The 13,808-nt window shown below is 63.7% G+C and carries 13 protein-coding genes; 10 read left to right on the top strand and 3 right to left on the bottom strand.

Annotation, left to right across the window (positions count from 1 at the left end; translation table 11 throughout):
- Positions 1–82 precede the first annotated feature (82 nt).
- Complete coding sequence (gene rplM, locus ACE3SS_RS08090) at positions 83–511, top strand: 50S ribosomal protein L13 (protein WP_374592726.1); 429 nt, start codon at positions 83–85, stop codon at positions 509–511.
- Positions 512–521: 10 nt separating this feature from the next.
- Positions 522–917 carry a 30S ribosomal protein S9 gene (gene rpsI / locus ACE3SS_RS08085; protein ID WP_374592724.1) on the top strand — a complete coding sequence of 132 codons (396 nt, stop codon included), beginning with the start codon at positions 522–524 and terminating at the stop codon, positions 915–917.
- A gap of 129 nt (positions 918–1,046) precedes the next feature.
- Here the strand turns inward: rpsI and ACE3SS_RS08080 are convergent, their stop codons facing one another.
- Positions 1,047–3,104 carry a putative bifunctional diguanylate cyclase/phosphodiesterase gene (locus ACE3SS_RS08080; RefSeq protein ID WP_374592722.1) on the bottom strand — a complete coding sequence of 686 codons (2,058 nt, stop codon included), beginning with the start codon at positions 3,102–3,104 and terminating at the stop codon, positions 1,047–1,049.
- Between the two features lie 219 nt (positions 3,105–3,323).
- Here ACE3SS_RS08080 and argC point away from each other — a divergent pair, with 219 nt between their 5' ends.
- The 4 genes from argC (at position 3,324) to erpA (ending at position 6,004) form a co-directional block, all read left to right on the top strand.
- Positions 3,324–4,361 carry an N-acetyl-gamma-glutamyl-phosphate reductase gene (gene argC / locus ACE3SS_RS08075; RefSeq protein ID WP_374592720.1) on the top strand — a complete coding sequence of 346 codons (1,038 nt, stop codon included), beginning with the start codon at positions 3,324–3,326 and terminating at the stop codon, positions 4,359–4,361.
- A 23-nt stretch (positions 4,362–4,384) separates the two neighbouring features.
- Positions 4,385–5,107 (top strand): DUF6776 family protein, encoded by a 723-nt coding sequence (locus ACE3SS_RS08070; protein WP_374592718.1) that lies wholly within the window; start codon positions 4,385–4,387, stop codon positions 5,105–5,107.
- An 80-nt stretch (positions 5,108–5,187) separates the two neighbouring features.
- Positions 5,188–5,580, top strand: coding sequence for a polymer-forming cytoskeletal protein (locus ACE3SS_RS08065; RefSeq protein ID WP_374592716.1), 393 nt, complete (start codon positions 5,188–5,190; stop codon positions 5,578–5,580).
- Positions 5,581–5,620: 40 nt separating this feature from the next.
- Positions 5,621–6,004 (top strand): iron-sulfur cluster insertion protein ErpA, encoded by a 384-nt coding sequence (gene erpA, locus ACE3SS_RS08060; RefSeq protein WP_374592714.1) that lies wholly within the window; start codon positions 5,621–5,623, stop codon positions 6,002–6,004.
- A gap of 84 nt (positions 6,005–6,088) precedes the next feature.
- On the opposite strand, the gene ACE3SS_RS08055 is transcribed toward erpA, so the two are convergent.
- Together ACE3SS_RS08055 and ACE3SS_RS08050 are read right to left on the bottom strand one after the other, a co-directional pair.
- A complete protein-coding gene (locus tag ACE3SS_RS08055) occupies positions 6,089–7,228 on the bottom strand; it encodes an anhydro-N-acetylmuramic acid kinase (protein ID WP_374592712.1) in 1,140 nt (379 codons plus the stop codon).
- Positions 7,229–7,322: 94 nt separating this feature from the next.
- Positions 7,323–8,690, bottom strand: coding sequence for a peptidoglycan DD-metalloendopeptidase family protein (locus ACE3SS_RS08050; protein ID WP_374592710.1), 1,368 nt, complete (start codon positions 8,688–8,690; stop codon positions 7,323–7,325).
- A gap of 160 nt (positions 8,691–8,850) precedes the next feature.
- On the opposite strand from ACE3SS_RS08050, the gene tyrS reads away from it, so the two are divergent.
- From tyrS to ACE3SS_RS08030, 4 genes are all read left to right on the top strand, one after another.
- On the top strand, positions 8,851–10,125 hold the full coding sequence (gene tyrS / locus ACE3SS_RS08045; RefSeq protein ID WP_374592708.1) for a tyrosine--tRNA ligase: 1,275 nt from the start codon (positions 8,851–8,853) through the stop codon (positions 10,123–10,125).
- Between the two features lie 355 nt (positions 10,126–10,480).
- Complete coding sequence (locus ACE3SS_RS08040; protein WP_374592706.1) at positions 10,481–11,173, top strand: PEP-CTERM sorting domain-containing protein; 693 nt, start codon at positions 10,481–10,483, stop codon at positions 11,171–11,173.
- A 298-nt stretch (positions 11,174–11,471) separates the two neighbouring features.
- The gene (locus ACE3SS_RS08035) at positions 11,472–12,578 is read left to right on the top strand and encodes an OmpW family protein (protein ID WP_374592704.1); all 1,107 of its coding nucleotides are present in this window, start codon (positions 11,472–11,474) and stop codon (positions 12,576–12,578) included.
- Positions 12,579–12,863: 285 nt separating this feature from the next.
- Positions 12,864–13,610, top strand: coding sequence for a PEP-CTERM sorting domain-containing protein (locus ACE3SS_RS08030; RefSeq protein ID WP_374592703.1), 747 nt, complete (start codon positions 12,864–12,866; stop codon positions 13,608–13,610).
- Positions 13,611–13,808 lie beyond the last annotated feature (198 nt).

Below are 13,808 nucleotides of genomic sequence, written 5' to 3'. Positions count from 1 at the left end.
ACTCGCTGCGCGGGTTGATCGGGTACAAGAAGCGGCGCCGACCGCAGGTTTCAAGCCTTCACTTGATATTTCAAAGCAACTTATGACTACCTTCAGCGCCAAACCGGCCGAGGTGCAGCATGAGTGGTTTGTGATTGACGCCACCGATAAGGTGCTCGGACGAGTAGCCAGCGAAGTTGCTCTCCGTCTGCGTGGCAAGCACAAAGCCATCTATACGCCGCACGTCGACACGGGTGATTTCATCGTGATCGTCAACGCCGACAAGATCCGCGTGACTGGCAACAAGGCCAACGACAAGGTGTACTACCGTCACTCGGGCTTCCCGGGCGGTATCTACGGCACCAAGTTCAAGGACATGCAAGCCAAGCATCCGGGCCGTGCGATCGAAAAAGCCGTCAAGGGCATGCTGCCCAAGGGCCCGCTCGGTTACGCCATGATCAAGAAACTCAAGGTGTACGCGGGTCCGAGCCACCCCCACACCGCCCAGCAGCCCAAGGCGCTGGAAATCTGAGGACGCGGCAATGACTATCGGAAATTGGAATTACGGTACGGGTCGTCGCAAGTCGTCGGTCGCTCGCGTCTTCATCAAGAAGGGCACGGGTCAGATCACGGTGAACGGCAAGCCGGTTCAAGAGTATTTCGGCCGCCAAACCTCGATCATGATCGTCAAGCAGCCGCTGGCTCTGACGAACAACGAGGCCACGTTCGACATCAAGGTCAACGTGCACGGTGGTGGTGAATCGGGTCAAGCCGGTGCGGTGCGTCACGGTGTGACGCGCGCGCTGATCGATTACGACGCCGCATTGAAGCCCGAGCTGAGCAAGGCCGGCTTCGTGACTCGCGACGCTCGTGAAGTCGAACGTAAAAAGGTCGGTTTGCACGGCGCTCGTCGTCGCAAGCAGTTCAGCAAGCGCTGATCCGGCTGGGCTCAGGTGGCGGTTCATCCGCTGCCGGCGCAACAAACCCGCTGCGGCTTCGGTCCGGCGGGTTTTTTGTTGTCCGGACGAGCTGCGGCGTGGCCTCGGCTGGCCGTGCGGGTGCGATGCTCAGGCGCGCAGGCTGTCCAGCGGCGCAGGCTGGCGCGGCAAGGTCGGCGCTGCCTCGGGCGTGACGACGACGCTAGGGCGCGAGGCCAGTGGCGTGTGGGTGTGATGGTCTTTGGCCACTTGTTGCCACGACTCGGGCTTGTGGAACAGATAGCCCTGGAAGTTGCTGATGCCCAGTTCGCACAGAGCGTCGAGCACGTCGACGGTTTCGACGCCTTCCGCAATGAGCTTGATATTGAGCCGCGAGGCCAGCGTGACGGCAGCCTGGACCAGCGCCTGATCGACCGGATCGGACATGTAGTCCTGCACCACCGTGCCGTCGAGCTTGATGCCGTCCACGGGGATGCGCTTGAGCAGCTCGAACGAGGCGTAGCCGGAGCCGAAGTCGTCGAGGTAGATTGAAAAGCTCATGGCGCGCAGGGCGTCGATCAGGCTGAGCTCGTCGCTGGCGACCTGCAGTTTCTCGACTTCGGTGATCTCGAAGCGCAATTTGCCGGCCAGCTCCGGGCGGCTGCGCAGTGCCGAAAGCAGCCAGCCGGTGAACTGTCGGTCGGACAGGCTGCCGGGAACGAGGTTGACCGAGATGTAGCCGGGCAGATCGGGGTTCTTCACCAGCATGGAAAAGACTTCGCGGGTGACCCAGCGGTCGATGGCGGTCATCAGGCCCAGGCGTTTGGCGGCGGGCAGGAAGGCCCCCGGCGGGACGATGTTGCCGTCGTCGCCTTCGAGCCGGATCAGGGCTTCGTGCCCTTCGATCTCGCCCCGGGCGTTCACGATGTGTTGCAGGTAGAGGCGAAAGCGCCCCTGGTCGAGGGCCCGGCGCAGGCGCTGGCCCCAGTCGATGGTGCCGTGGGCTTGCGCGATGTCGGCGTCGTCGTGCTTGTATTGGAACTGGCGGCCGCGACCGGCGTGCTTGGCCGCGTAGCAGGCCACGTCGGCGTAGGCCATCACGTCGGACATCCGGCGCGATTGGGCCGGGTCCATGGCCACCGTGCCGATGCTCACGGCCACGGCGAAGGTGGTCTGGTCGTGCGACAGCCGGTAGTCCTGCACCGCCTTGATGATGCGCTCGCCTGCCGCGTGCGCCGCGGCTTCGTCGCTGTCGAGCAGCAGCACGGCGAACTCGTCGCCGCCCAGGCGGGCAATGAAGTCGTTGCGATCGAGTTGCGCGCGGATCACCACCGAGATTTCGCGCAGCAGCCGGTCGCCCACGGCGTGGCCGCAGGTGTCGTTGACGGTCTTGAAGTGGTCGAGGTCGAGGTAGAGCAGGTAGTCGAACCGCGTGGCGTCGTGGCGCGGGGCGCGCAGGCGGGCGTGCAGGAATTCCTCGAGCGCGAGCCGATTGGGCAGGCGGGTCAGCAGGTCTTCGCGCGCCAGGCTTTCCTCGCGCAGGTGCAGCAGGTAGGCGCGACGCTCGTCGCGTTCGAGGCTGTAGAGCGCGGCCAGGGTCATCACCGCCGTGGCGCCCAGGACGAGTACGAATGTTTGCCGCACCTCGGACGGGATGGCCGCGACATGGCTCAGTCCCAGGGCGACCATGCCGAACAGCAGCACGGTGCTGACGAGTGCCGGCCAGAAACGCAGGCGCTGCACGGTGTTGGCAAACAGCAGGATCATCGGGATGCCGACGTAGTAGTGCTGCGCGTTCGGGCTGCGCGTGCTCGTCATGATGATGACCAGTGCCAGCCCCATCATCAGCACGTTGATACCGATGAGGTTTTCGCGCGTCGTCGAGCCGACGCGACCGATGAACCACAGGGACAGCAGCGACAGCGGGGTCAGCAACCCGAGACGCAGCCACGCGGACAGCGCCAGCACGTCGGGCACCATCATGCTGTCGCCGATCAGGAAGGAGTCGAACAGCAGAATGCCGAGCACGCCGAACACGCGGTGGTGTCGCAGGCGCGCCGCGCTGGTGTCGGCCTGAAAGCGGTCCTCCAGCAGATCGGAAAATCGCAGCCCGGCGAAGCCATGCGCCAGCACCGCGTCAATGCGCGTGAGCAAGTCGACTTCTTGCGTTCCGTGCGGCTGGCGAACGGCCCGAGCGGGGTATTTCATGGGTGGGCGGGCAACGAGGCGGGGCTGACGCCGATCGGCTATCCGTCGTGTATCGGCGGGTGTGGCGACGGCTTGATGGGGGTGTCACGCACGGTTACGTCGCGGCTGCATGAGCGGTGTGATGCTGTGCGAAAACTCACGCGGGCCGTCGCGGTTTTTTACAATCGCCCCTCTTGCTTGCACATCTGGCGCCCCGGGGCGCCTTGGAAGGAAACAGTCATGATCGAAGTCGGCATCGTCGGGGGCACGGGCTACACCGGGGTGGAGTTGTTGCGTCTGCTGGCCCAGCACCCGCAGGTGCGCTTGCGCGCCATCACCTCGCGCAAGGAGGCGGGCATGCCGGTGGCCGACATGTACCCGAGCCTGCGCGGGCATGTCGACCTGAAGTTCGTCACGCCGGACGAGGCCCAGCTGAACCAATGCAACGTCGTGTTCTTCGCCACGCCGCACGGGGTGGCGATGGCGCAGGCGCGTGAGCTGGTGAGCGCGGGCGTCAAGGTGATCGACCTGGCGGCGGACTTCCGCCTGCAGGACGTGGCCGAATTCGAGCAGTGGTACGGCCTGCCGCACGCCTGCCCCGATCTGCTGGCCGAGGCCGTGTATGGCCTGCCCGAGCTCAATCGCGAGGCCATCAAGCGGGCCCGCATCATCGGCAACCCGGGCTGCTACCCGACATCGGTGCAGCTGGGCTTCGCGCCGTTGCTGCGCGCCGGCCTGATCGAGCCGACGCACCTGATCGCCAACTGCGCGTCGGGCGTGTCGGGCGCCGGTCGCAAGGCCGAGGTGCATGCCTTGCTGGCCGAGGCGGCCGACAACTTCAAGGCCTACGGCGTCAAGGGCCATCGCCACGGCCCCGAGATCAACCAGCAGCTACGCACCATCGCGGGCGACGCCAGCGTCAACTGCCTGTTCGTGCCGCACCTGCTGCCCATCATCCGCGGCATCCACTCCACGCTCTACGCGCGGCTCAACAGCGCCGGGCAGGCGGCCGACCTGCAGGCCGTGTTCGAGGCGGCCTATCGCGGCGAACGCTTCGTGGACGTGCTGCCCGCCGGCTCGGCGCCCGAAACGCGCAGCGTGCGCGCCAGCAACAACGTGCGTATCGCCGTGCACAAGCCGCAGCCCGACACCGTGATGGTGCTGGTGGTCGAAGACAACCTCACCAAGGGCGCGTCGGGCCAGGCCGTGCAGTGCATGAACCTGATGTGCGGCCTCGACGAGTCGCTGGGCCTGACACACGTGCCCGTGCTGCCGTAAGGCGCCACGCAGGCCCCGTCACGATGCGCTGGAAGCTGCTTCGCCGTCGCCTGTCGATCAGCGCCCCGCGCATGATCGTGCGCAGTCACTTGCCCTGGCCGTTGCGCTGGGCGGCGCTGGCCCTGATGGTGGGCTTCTCGGCTGCCCTGGCGTTGTGGGCCTTCGAGTTCGGCAAGACGCTGGCGGGTTTGAAGCCCCATGCCGAGCAGACGCAGCGCGAGCTCGATCGGCTGCACCGAGAAGTCAACGACCTGCGCGAAGACCGCGACAAGGCGCAGGCCGTGGCCCACTCGGCCGACAGCCTGGTCAAGGCCGAGCGCGCCGCGCAAGACAAGCTGGCCGAGCAGGTCAAGGCGCTGGAAGCCGAGAACCTGTCGCTCAAGGGGGATCTGGGTTTCTTCGAGCGGTTGCTGCCGGCTGGTACCAGCGACGCGATATCCGTGCGCGGCTTGCAGGCCGAATCGGCCGGGGCGGGGCAGCTGCGCTTTCAGTTGCTGGTGATGCAGCAAATGGGGCGCGCCCAGCCCGAGTTCACCGGGCGGTATGAACTCACGCTAGTCGGTGAAATGGCCGGAAAACCCTGGTCGCAGTTGGTCGATAACAAGGCGAGTCGCCTGCAATTCAAGCAATATCAACGGGTCGAGGGTCGGGTAGCCTACCCGTCGCAGGCGGTGATCAGGCAGATCCAGTTGCGCGTGCTCGATGCCAGTGGCAGTGTGCGGGCCACCCAGAGCATCGCGCTGTAACCGCTCTAAGATCGCAGACCCTCCCCGCCTCGGCAGGCCTTGCAATGCTTGCCGGCGGCCCCAACTAACAGGAGAGAGCCATGTTCGGAATCAAACGCCAACTGCCGATTCGCACCCTGGTGGGTGAGGGCACCGTGATCCACGGCGAGTTGCGCTTCGTCGACGGTTTGCGCATCGACGGTGAAGTGCTGGGCGACGTCACCGCAGCCGGCGGCGAACGCAGCGTGCTGGTGATCAGCGAAAAAGCCAAGGTCACCGGCAAGGTCAGGGCGGGGCATGTCATCATCAATGGCGCGGTCATCGGCCCAGTAACATCCGAGGAGCTGCTGGAGCTGCAACCCAAGGCTCGCATCGAGGGCGACGTGACCTACGTGGCGCTCGAAATGCACCAAGGCGCGACAATAGAAGGTGAGTTGCACGCCTTGAAGACCGGCGACAGCCCGACGCTCAAGCTCGCGTCCAACAACAGTTAATCCACTTCGTTTTCAGATTCACGATTCACCGGAGTTCATCATGAGTGCCTTGGCCCAAACCGCCGAAACCGCAGCCCCCACCGCAGGCGACATGCCCGCCCCGATCGTCTTCACCGACGCCGCCGCCGCCAAGGTGGCCGAGCTGGTGGCTGAAGAAGGCAACCCCGATCTCAAGCTGCGCGTGTTCGTGCAAGGTGGCGGCTGTTCGGGCTTCCAGTACGGATTCACGTTCGACGAGATCGCCAACGAAGACGACACCCAGATGCAGAAGAACGGCGTGACACTGCTGATCGACGCCATGAGCCTGCAATACCTGGTGGGCGCCGAGATCGACTACAAGGACGACCTGCAAGGCGCCCAGTTCGTGATCAAGAACCCCAACGCCTCGACCACCTGTGGTTGCGGGTCGAGCTTCTCGGCCTGAGGCATCGCCTGTCCCAGGCCGGTTTCGGCCGAGATGCAAAACCGCCCCTCGGGGCGGTTTTTTGTTGCCTCGCCGGGCTTGGGTTCAGGCGGGGTACAGCGCGCCCAGCAGGCGCAACCCCCGTGCTCCCGTTGCGCGAGGCAGGTTCGCCGGCTGGCGATGCACAAAGGCGCGGGCCAGCCAGGCGAAGGCGGCGGCCTCGACCTGCATGGGCGGCAGGCCATGGGCTTCGGACGTGACCACGCGCAGGCCGGGCAAGTTGCCCTGCAACCGCCGCATCAACTGGTGGTTGAGCGCCCCGCCGCCGCACACGATCAACTCGGATGCATCGGCCGCGTGCTCGCGCACCGCGCGGGCACAGACTTGCGCGGTGAACTCGCACAAGGTGGCTTGCACGTCGGCGGCGTCCTGCCAGGGGTGGCGGTCGAGCTGAGCTTGCAGCCAGTCGGCATGAAACAGGTCGCGCCCGGTGCTCTTGGGCGGCGGCTGGCGCAGGTAGGGCTCGGCGAGCAGGTCGTGCAACATCGGCTCGATCACGCGCCCTCTTGCCGCCCAGGCGCCGTCCTTGTCGTAGGGTCGGCCCAGGTGGCGGCTGCTCCACAGGTCCATCAGCACATTGCCCGGGCCGCAGTCGAAGCCCCAGGCGGTGGCGCCCGCCTGGTTGGACGCCGGCACGATGGTGAGGTTGCTGATGCCGCCCACGTTGAGCGCGACCACGCTGCGGTCGGGTTGGCTGAACGCCGCCTGGTGGAAGGCCGGCACCAGCGGCGCGCCTTGCCCGCCGGCGGCCACGTCGCGGCTGCGCAGGTCGGCGATCACGTCGATGCCGCAGCGCTCGGCCAGCAGGGCGGGGTTGTTGAGCTGCCAGGTGTAGCCGGTGCCGTCGAACTCGCCGGGGCGGTGGCGCACGGTCTGGCCGTGGGCGCCAAGCGCGCGCACGTCGCCGGCGGCGAGGCCGGCTTGCAGCAGCAGGGCTTGCGTGACCTGGGCGTACAGCCCCACCAGCTTGTTGGCGGCCAGCGCCGCGCGGTGCAGCTCGTTGTCGCCCGGCGTGTTGAGGCCGAGCAAGTCGGCTTGCAGATCAGTGTCGAAGCGCTGCCAGGCGTGGGCGCGCACCTCGATGCGTGTCGCTTCATCCGGCCCGCCGGGCTCGAAGGCCGCCAACACGCCGTCCACGCCGTCCAGCGAGGTGCCGGACATCAAGCCGATGTAGAGCTCAGTCATGCGGTCGAGTATGCCCGGCTGCGCTGTTTTGCAGTCTGCGATGCAAACAAAACAGCCCGCGCGAGGCGGGCTGTCTGAGCGACGCGACCAGCGCTTATTCGAAGCGCAGGTTCGTGCCGGCCACGGCGGTACCCGTTTGCAGGCGGGCATGCGCTTCTTGACTGATCAGGTTGAAGCGGGCGCGGGCCAGCGGCGAGATGGCGGTCGATTCGCTGGCGCGGGCAATGGTCAGCGGGTCAACCTGATGGCCGTTGACGCGGAACTCGAAGTGCAGGTGCGGCCCCGTGGCCCAGCCGGTGGCGCCGGTCAGGGCGATGTTGTCGCCTTGCGAGACGCGCTGACCCTTGTGCACGTTGACGCGGCTCAGGTGGCCGTACACGGTCATGCGGTCGCCGCCGTGCTTGACGTAGACCACGTTGCCGAAGCCGTTCTGCCAACCGGCGAAATCGACCACGCCGTCGCCCACGCTGCGCACCGCTGTGCCGATGGGGGCGCCGTAGTCCACGCCGAGGTGGGCCTTCCATTGCTGCAGGATCGGGTGGAAGCGCATCGAGAAACCCGAGGTGATGCGCGAGAAGGCCAGCGGCGACGCGAGGAACATGCGTGCCTTGCTGCGGCCGGTGGCATCGAAGTAGCCGCCCTTGGTGCCGGCTTCCTGGAACCAGATCGCCTCGTGCACCTTGCCTTCGTTGACGAAGCGCGCGGCCAGCACGCGGCCGCTGTTTTGCGACCAGGTGACCGGCTCGCCATCGGCGGTGAGCGCTTCGTAGAGCACCGTGAAGGTGTCGCCCTTGCGCAGTTCGCGGCGGAAGTCGATGTCGGTGGCAAACAGCTCGGCCATCTGCGACGTGACGCCGTCAGGGATGTGCGATTCGTCGGCGGCGGCGTAGAGCGAGCTGGTGATCGTGCCGGATCCCATCTTGACCTCGGCCGACAGCTTGGCGAGTTCGATCCTGGCCTTCAGGCCGAAGGAATCGCGCTCGATGCTGATGCGATTGAAGTGCGTGTCGCGCATGTCCGCCACGTCTGCGGCGTAGCGGGCCACCAGTTGCGTGAGCTTGCCGTTGTCGGTGGTGACTTGCACCATCTTGCCGGCGCGGCCATCGAGCAGCTTGCGGGCCACCGGGTCGGAGCGCAGGAAGTCGGCGGCTTGCGCGTCGTCCACGCCTAGGCGGCGCAGCAGCGTGTCGGCGGTGTCGGTGGCGCGCGTCAGGTCGTTGCGGAACAGGCGCAGGTCTTGCCACTCCAGCGCTTCGAGCTCGCCGGGCAGCGCGGCGGGCGCCTGCAGGGTTTCATTGATGACCTGTTGCGGCGGCACGGCGGTGTCGGCGGCCAGCGGGGCCACGCCAAAGGCGGTGACGGCGGTGCCGGCGAGCAGGGCGACGACGGCGGCGGTGACGCGGCGGGGATGCTGCTTGAGCAGACGCTCAAGGCGAAGCAGAAATTCAAGCGGCTGATTCAAATCGGAGTCCTCGATTTTTTGGGCCGAAGCGCAATGGTGTCTGTAGTGCGAAGGCGGCAGTCCCTACAATGTCGGGCGCCCTCGGGTTGCCGGGAGTATATCGGCCGGTCGACCCCTCAAAAGCCGAAACCGGCCCCGAAACAACCCCCAGTAATCGCCCATGACCGAGCCCATTGCCAACAATGTCACGGTGCAGGACACGCAAAATGCGTCTTCTGTAGTGAAACATCCTGTAACTGATCGTGTTCTGCACGCATTGGCGGTCAGCAAGCGCGGTTGCGACGAATTGCTGCCCGAGGCCGAATGGGTGCAGAAACTCGCTCGCGCCGAGGCCACGGGTACGCAGCTGAGAATCAAGCTGGGTTTGGACCCGACCGCGCCCGATATTCACCTGGGCCATACCGTGGTACTGAACAAAATGCGCCAGCTGCAGGATCTGGGGCATCAGGTCATATTCCTGATCGGCGATTTCACGTCGATGATCGGCGACCCGTCCGGCCGCAACACCACCCGCCCGCCGTTGACGGCCGAGCAAATCAAGGTCAACGCGGAGACGTATTACAAGCAGGCCAGCCTGGTGCTCGACCCGGACAAGACCGAGATCCGCTACAACGCCGAGTGGTGCGACCAGCTGGGCGCGCGCGGCATGATCCAGCTCGCCAGCCGCTACACCGTGGCGCGCATGATGGAGCGCAACGACTTCCACGACCGCTTCCACTCGGGCAGCTCGATCAGCGTGCACGAGTTCTTGTACCCGCTGATGCAGGGCTACGACTCGGTGGCGCTCAAGAGCGACCTCGAACTCGGTGGCACCGACCAGAAGTTCAATCTGCTGATGGGCCGGCACCTGCAGGCCGAGTACGGGCAAGAGGCGCAATGCATCCTGACGATGCCGCTGCTGGTGGGCCTCGATGGCGTCGAGAAGATGTCGAAGTCGAAGAACAACTACATCGGCATCTCCGAAGCGCCCAACGACATGTTCGGCAAGCTGATGAGCATCTCGGACGACCTGATGTGGCGCTACTACGAGCTGCTGAGCTTCAGCTCGCTCGAGGACATCGCCAAGCTCAAGGCCGAATGCGATGCCGGGCGCAACCCGCGCGACGCCAAGGTGCAGTTGGCGCAAGAGATCATCACGCGCTTCCACAGCGCCAAGGCGGCTGACGACGCGCTGGCCGACTTCAACAACCGCGCCAAGGGCGGCGTGCCGGACGACATCCCCGAGGTGACGCTGACCGGCGCCCCGCTCGGCATCGGTGCCTTGCTCAAGCAGGCCAACCTCGTGCCGTCAACCAGCGAAGCCAACCGCATGATCGAGCAGGGCGGCGTCAAGATCGACGGCGCTGCCATCAGCGACCGCGGCCTCAAGGTCGAGGCCGGGGTTTACGTGGTGCAGGTGGGCAAGCGCAAGTTCGCGCGGGTGACGCTGGGCTGACCCAATCTGCGCGCTCCGGGCGCTGGGCACGCGGCTGGCTGTGTCAAGGTTCACGAACGTGTCGCGAAATGTGTGGATCGGGCCTGGCGGCGGGGGTTTCCCCGTCCTTTAGGTGAGGGGGCAAACAGCCCCCCGCTGGCAAAAACCTTTCCCTAGAATGACTTCACTCGCAGCCAACAAACCGAAGCGATTCAGCAGGTTGGTTGCAAGGTTCAAAGCCAGCCGCCGGCTGAGTTTTGAGTCCGGTTCAAGTGCAGTTCAAGGCGTAGGCCTTGGCTACGCGGGGGGAGCAAGTAGACGCCCCTAGCGGAGTGACTATCGCAAATCAAAGGTCTGCTATCTAGTGGAGATAGACATGAAATTTTCGCAAGTTCTGAAGTCGGCCGCTCTGGCTGCTGCCGTGGTTGCCGCTCCCGCTTTCGCTCAGTCGTACAGCTTTGTTTCGGGTTCGGGCGTTCTGGCTTTTGACTCGGGTCTGATCGGCGCTCTGGGCGCAGGCGGCACCGTGGTGTCGGCTGTTGACGGTGCCACCTACGCAAGTGGTTCGGTGACCTCGACTGTGACGGGCATCACCCTCAACGGTTCGAACACTGTGACCGAAGTGTTCTCGTCGGGTGGCGCGCTGCAAACCGCTCCGGTGAACTTTGCTGGCAATGGCGGCAACGTCACCATCAAGAACCTCGACGTGGTGATTTCTGGCTCTACCGCTAACGTGTATGCCGATATCTCGGGCGCCAACGGTCTGGCCACGCAAACCCACTTCCTGATGTGGACGGCTACGTCGGTGAGCGGCGATACCGCAGTGACCGGTACGACCTTCTCCTCGAAGGTTGACAACCTCTACATCACTGCCGCTGGCAAGGCTGCGCTGATTCAAGGTCTGGGGTTGACCGCTATTGGTCAAGGCGTGCTCGCTGGCGTTTCTACCTACGGCACGCTGAGCACGAACGCCGTGTTCGCACCTGTTCCGGAACCCTCGACCTACGCACTGATGGGCCTGGGCCTGGCTGCTGTGGGCTTCGTGGCTCGTCGCCGCGCCGCCAAGTAATCGGAGTTCAAGTGACGGTGCTGTGTATGCGGCACCATTGCTTGCTCTGATCGCCTAGAAACACCCGCGAGAGTTTTCTCGCGGGTGTTTCTTTTTATGGAAGCTCAGTGTATCGCGCGCATTTGATGCACTTGAGTTGGCTCAATGAGACGGGCCCTCCCCAGTAAGTCCCTAATTGCATGCGCGTAGGGCTTTTGAGGTAATCACGCGCAAACTTGTTGCAGAGTTTTTGCGGGCTGGGTTCGCGCTGGTAAATATGGTAATCGGCCAAATAGGCTTCTCGTCAGGAGACAAAACAATGGAATCGAAGGTGAAGGTGGGTTTCAAGCAGATTGGACTGGCGACTGCGCTAGTTGCCTCACTGGGGGCGTCGGGCGCTCATGCTGAAGACATGTCGACATCGGAAGCCTCTACGGGGTTGACGCTGAAACTGGAGCCGGCGCACCACAAGTTCATGCGATATAGCTACATCTATATCAAGCCCAATACCAAGACCAGCCCGACCAAAGATGTGACGGGCCCCCTGATTTCGAAGGCAGATGCAGATTGCCTGGCGGCTAACGGCTGCAAGGGTAGCGGATTTGTCCCAACCTATAATTCCTTTTATCCGATTGCTCTGGGTTCAACCTTGTCCGCGGCAATGGCTCAAGACGGTGTAAATGGCATTGGCTTGCCGACCGGAATTTCCGCTGAGGCCAAGGGCGCTGGCTCGTTGGCCATCAGTGCCGGAGCCTTCCTCGACCCGGAAGAAAAGTGGTCCACTGAGTTGTATGTGTTTGCCTTGCCTTTCGACAACGTCGTTGAAGGTGGTGGGATGGTTACCGAGGTCAATAACTCGGGGGTCGTGCAGCGCGTTCGGCAGAACTATATAACTGGCAAGTCCATCATTAAAACCAAGCAGCTGCCCCCGACGGCTGTTTTCAGTTATTACTTTCTGGACAAGAAAAGCGATTTTCGGCCCTTTCTTGGCTTGGGTGTGACCTACGCCATGTTTTTTGATACCCAGGCTACATCCACGTTGGAAACATATTCTGGCGGGCCGACGGAAGTTAAATTGAAAAATGCTTTTGGTGCAGGGCCGTTTGGGGGGTTGCAATATCGATTGACAGATAAGCTGCATCTGTCGGCGCAATTGGGTTATGTCAAATTGAAAACCGCAGCCACGATGACTACACAAACTACTGTGGGGGGGTTAGCAAATTCACCGGTGTTGCAGGACTTTTCTGGCATCGTTGGGGAGGTGAACCGCGATGTCCTCAGCACGACATCTGGGAAGCAGATCTTGTGGGATGGTTTGTCCGCGTTGCAGAACTATCGTGGCGGCACACTGGGCACCTATGTGCGCAAGCAAGACACCAAGCTTGACCCTTACATCATGACCCTGAGCGTGGGCTACGACTTCTGATTTGAGGCGCAGTGCTTTGTTTGTCAGCAAAAGGGCCGGAGCGATCCGGCCCTTTTTGCATGCACCGGCCCGCAGCCGCAGCGGTGATGCGGCGTGCCGCCCCGCAAGGGGGCAACACGCGAAGCAATTCAGAGGCTCACCCCTCAGGTGCGGGGTGCCTGATCGGGGGAAACCTGCCCCACGCCGAAGAGGCCATTGCTTAGACTGGCAGCGCGATAGTCAAGATATGCGGAGCGAGGCCAAACAAAAAGGCTTCTCAACATTCAACATCTAGGAGTTTCCAATATGCAAGCTAGCCCTCTGTTCAAGCTGAGCGCTGCCGCACTGTTGATTGCAGCGGCTGTGCCTGCCTCTGCTTTGACGGTCACGTTGCCCACCAGCGCGCTGCAAGCCAACGCCGTCATGACCTTCTCGAACGATTCAGTTCAAGCGCTCAACGGCGTGGGGATCACGCGTTCCGCACTCGGCACCTCCACCTCGCTGGACAGCACCGGCACGTCGTTCAATCTGCCGGTGACCAGCACCACGATGAACATCAGCCTGCTGCCGCCAGCGATCACCCCGACCTCTGGTCAATCGATGGGCGCTGCGCTGGGCCTGACCCTGGGCTCGAACACCGTGACGCTCGGCAACATGTCGATCGACTTCAGCAAGAAGACGGTGACGGCCGACACGTGGGTCAACGGCGCGAACAAGACGAGCATGGTGATTTACAACTTCAACATCGCTCAGGGGTTGTCGGTGTCGATGACTGGCGGTCTGCACTTGGCCGAGTCTCTGAATCACCTGACCCTGACCCAGGGTGCTGCTGACATGATCGCCAATGGTTTGAACATCAACCCGTATCTGCGTCCGGCCCTGACGATGCTCGACTACGGTTCGATCAACATCAACATCACGCCGGCCTTGCGCTTTGGCGTGTCGGGTAAGGCGTACACGCCGCCGCCGGTTCCGGAACCCGGCACCTACGCGTTGGTCGGCTTGGGCCTGGTGGCTGTCGGCGCGGTCGCCCGCCGCCGTCGCGCTCAGTAAGCTGACGAGCATCATGGGAGCGCCCGTTGGGCTCCCAAGGCAGCCCGGCCCTTTTCAAAGGTGCCGGGCTGTTTTTTTTGGTTCATCGAAGAATTCCGTGGGCAGCTGAGAGCCGTTCTTTATGCTGATGCCGGTAACGGCAGAAGCGGGAGGACGGGATGCTGGATCACAAGACGCTGCAGGCGCTGGGCTGCTGGA

Origin of the sequence: Aquabacterium sp. (assembly GCF_041915145.1) — a bacterium.
GTDB lineage: Bacteria > Pseudomonadota > Gammaproteobacteria > Burkholderiales > Burkholderiaceae_C > Aquabacterium.
Note: the sequence above shows the minus strand (reverse complement) of the source record. Positions and strands in the feature narration are given on the sequence as shown.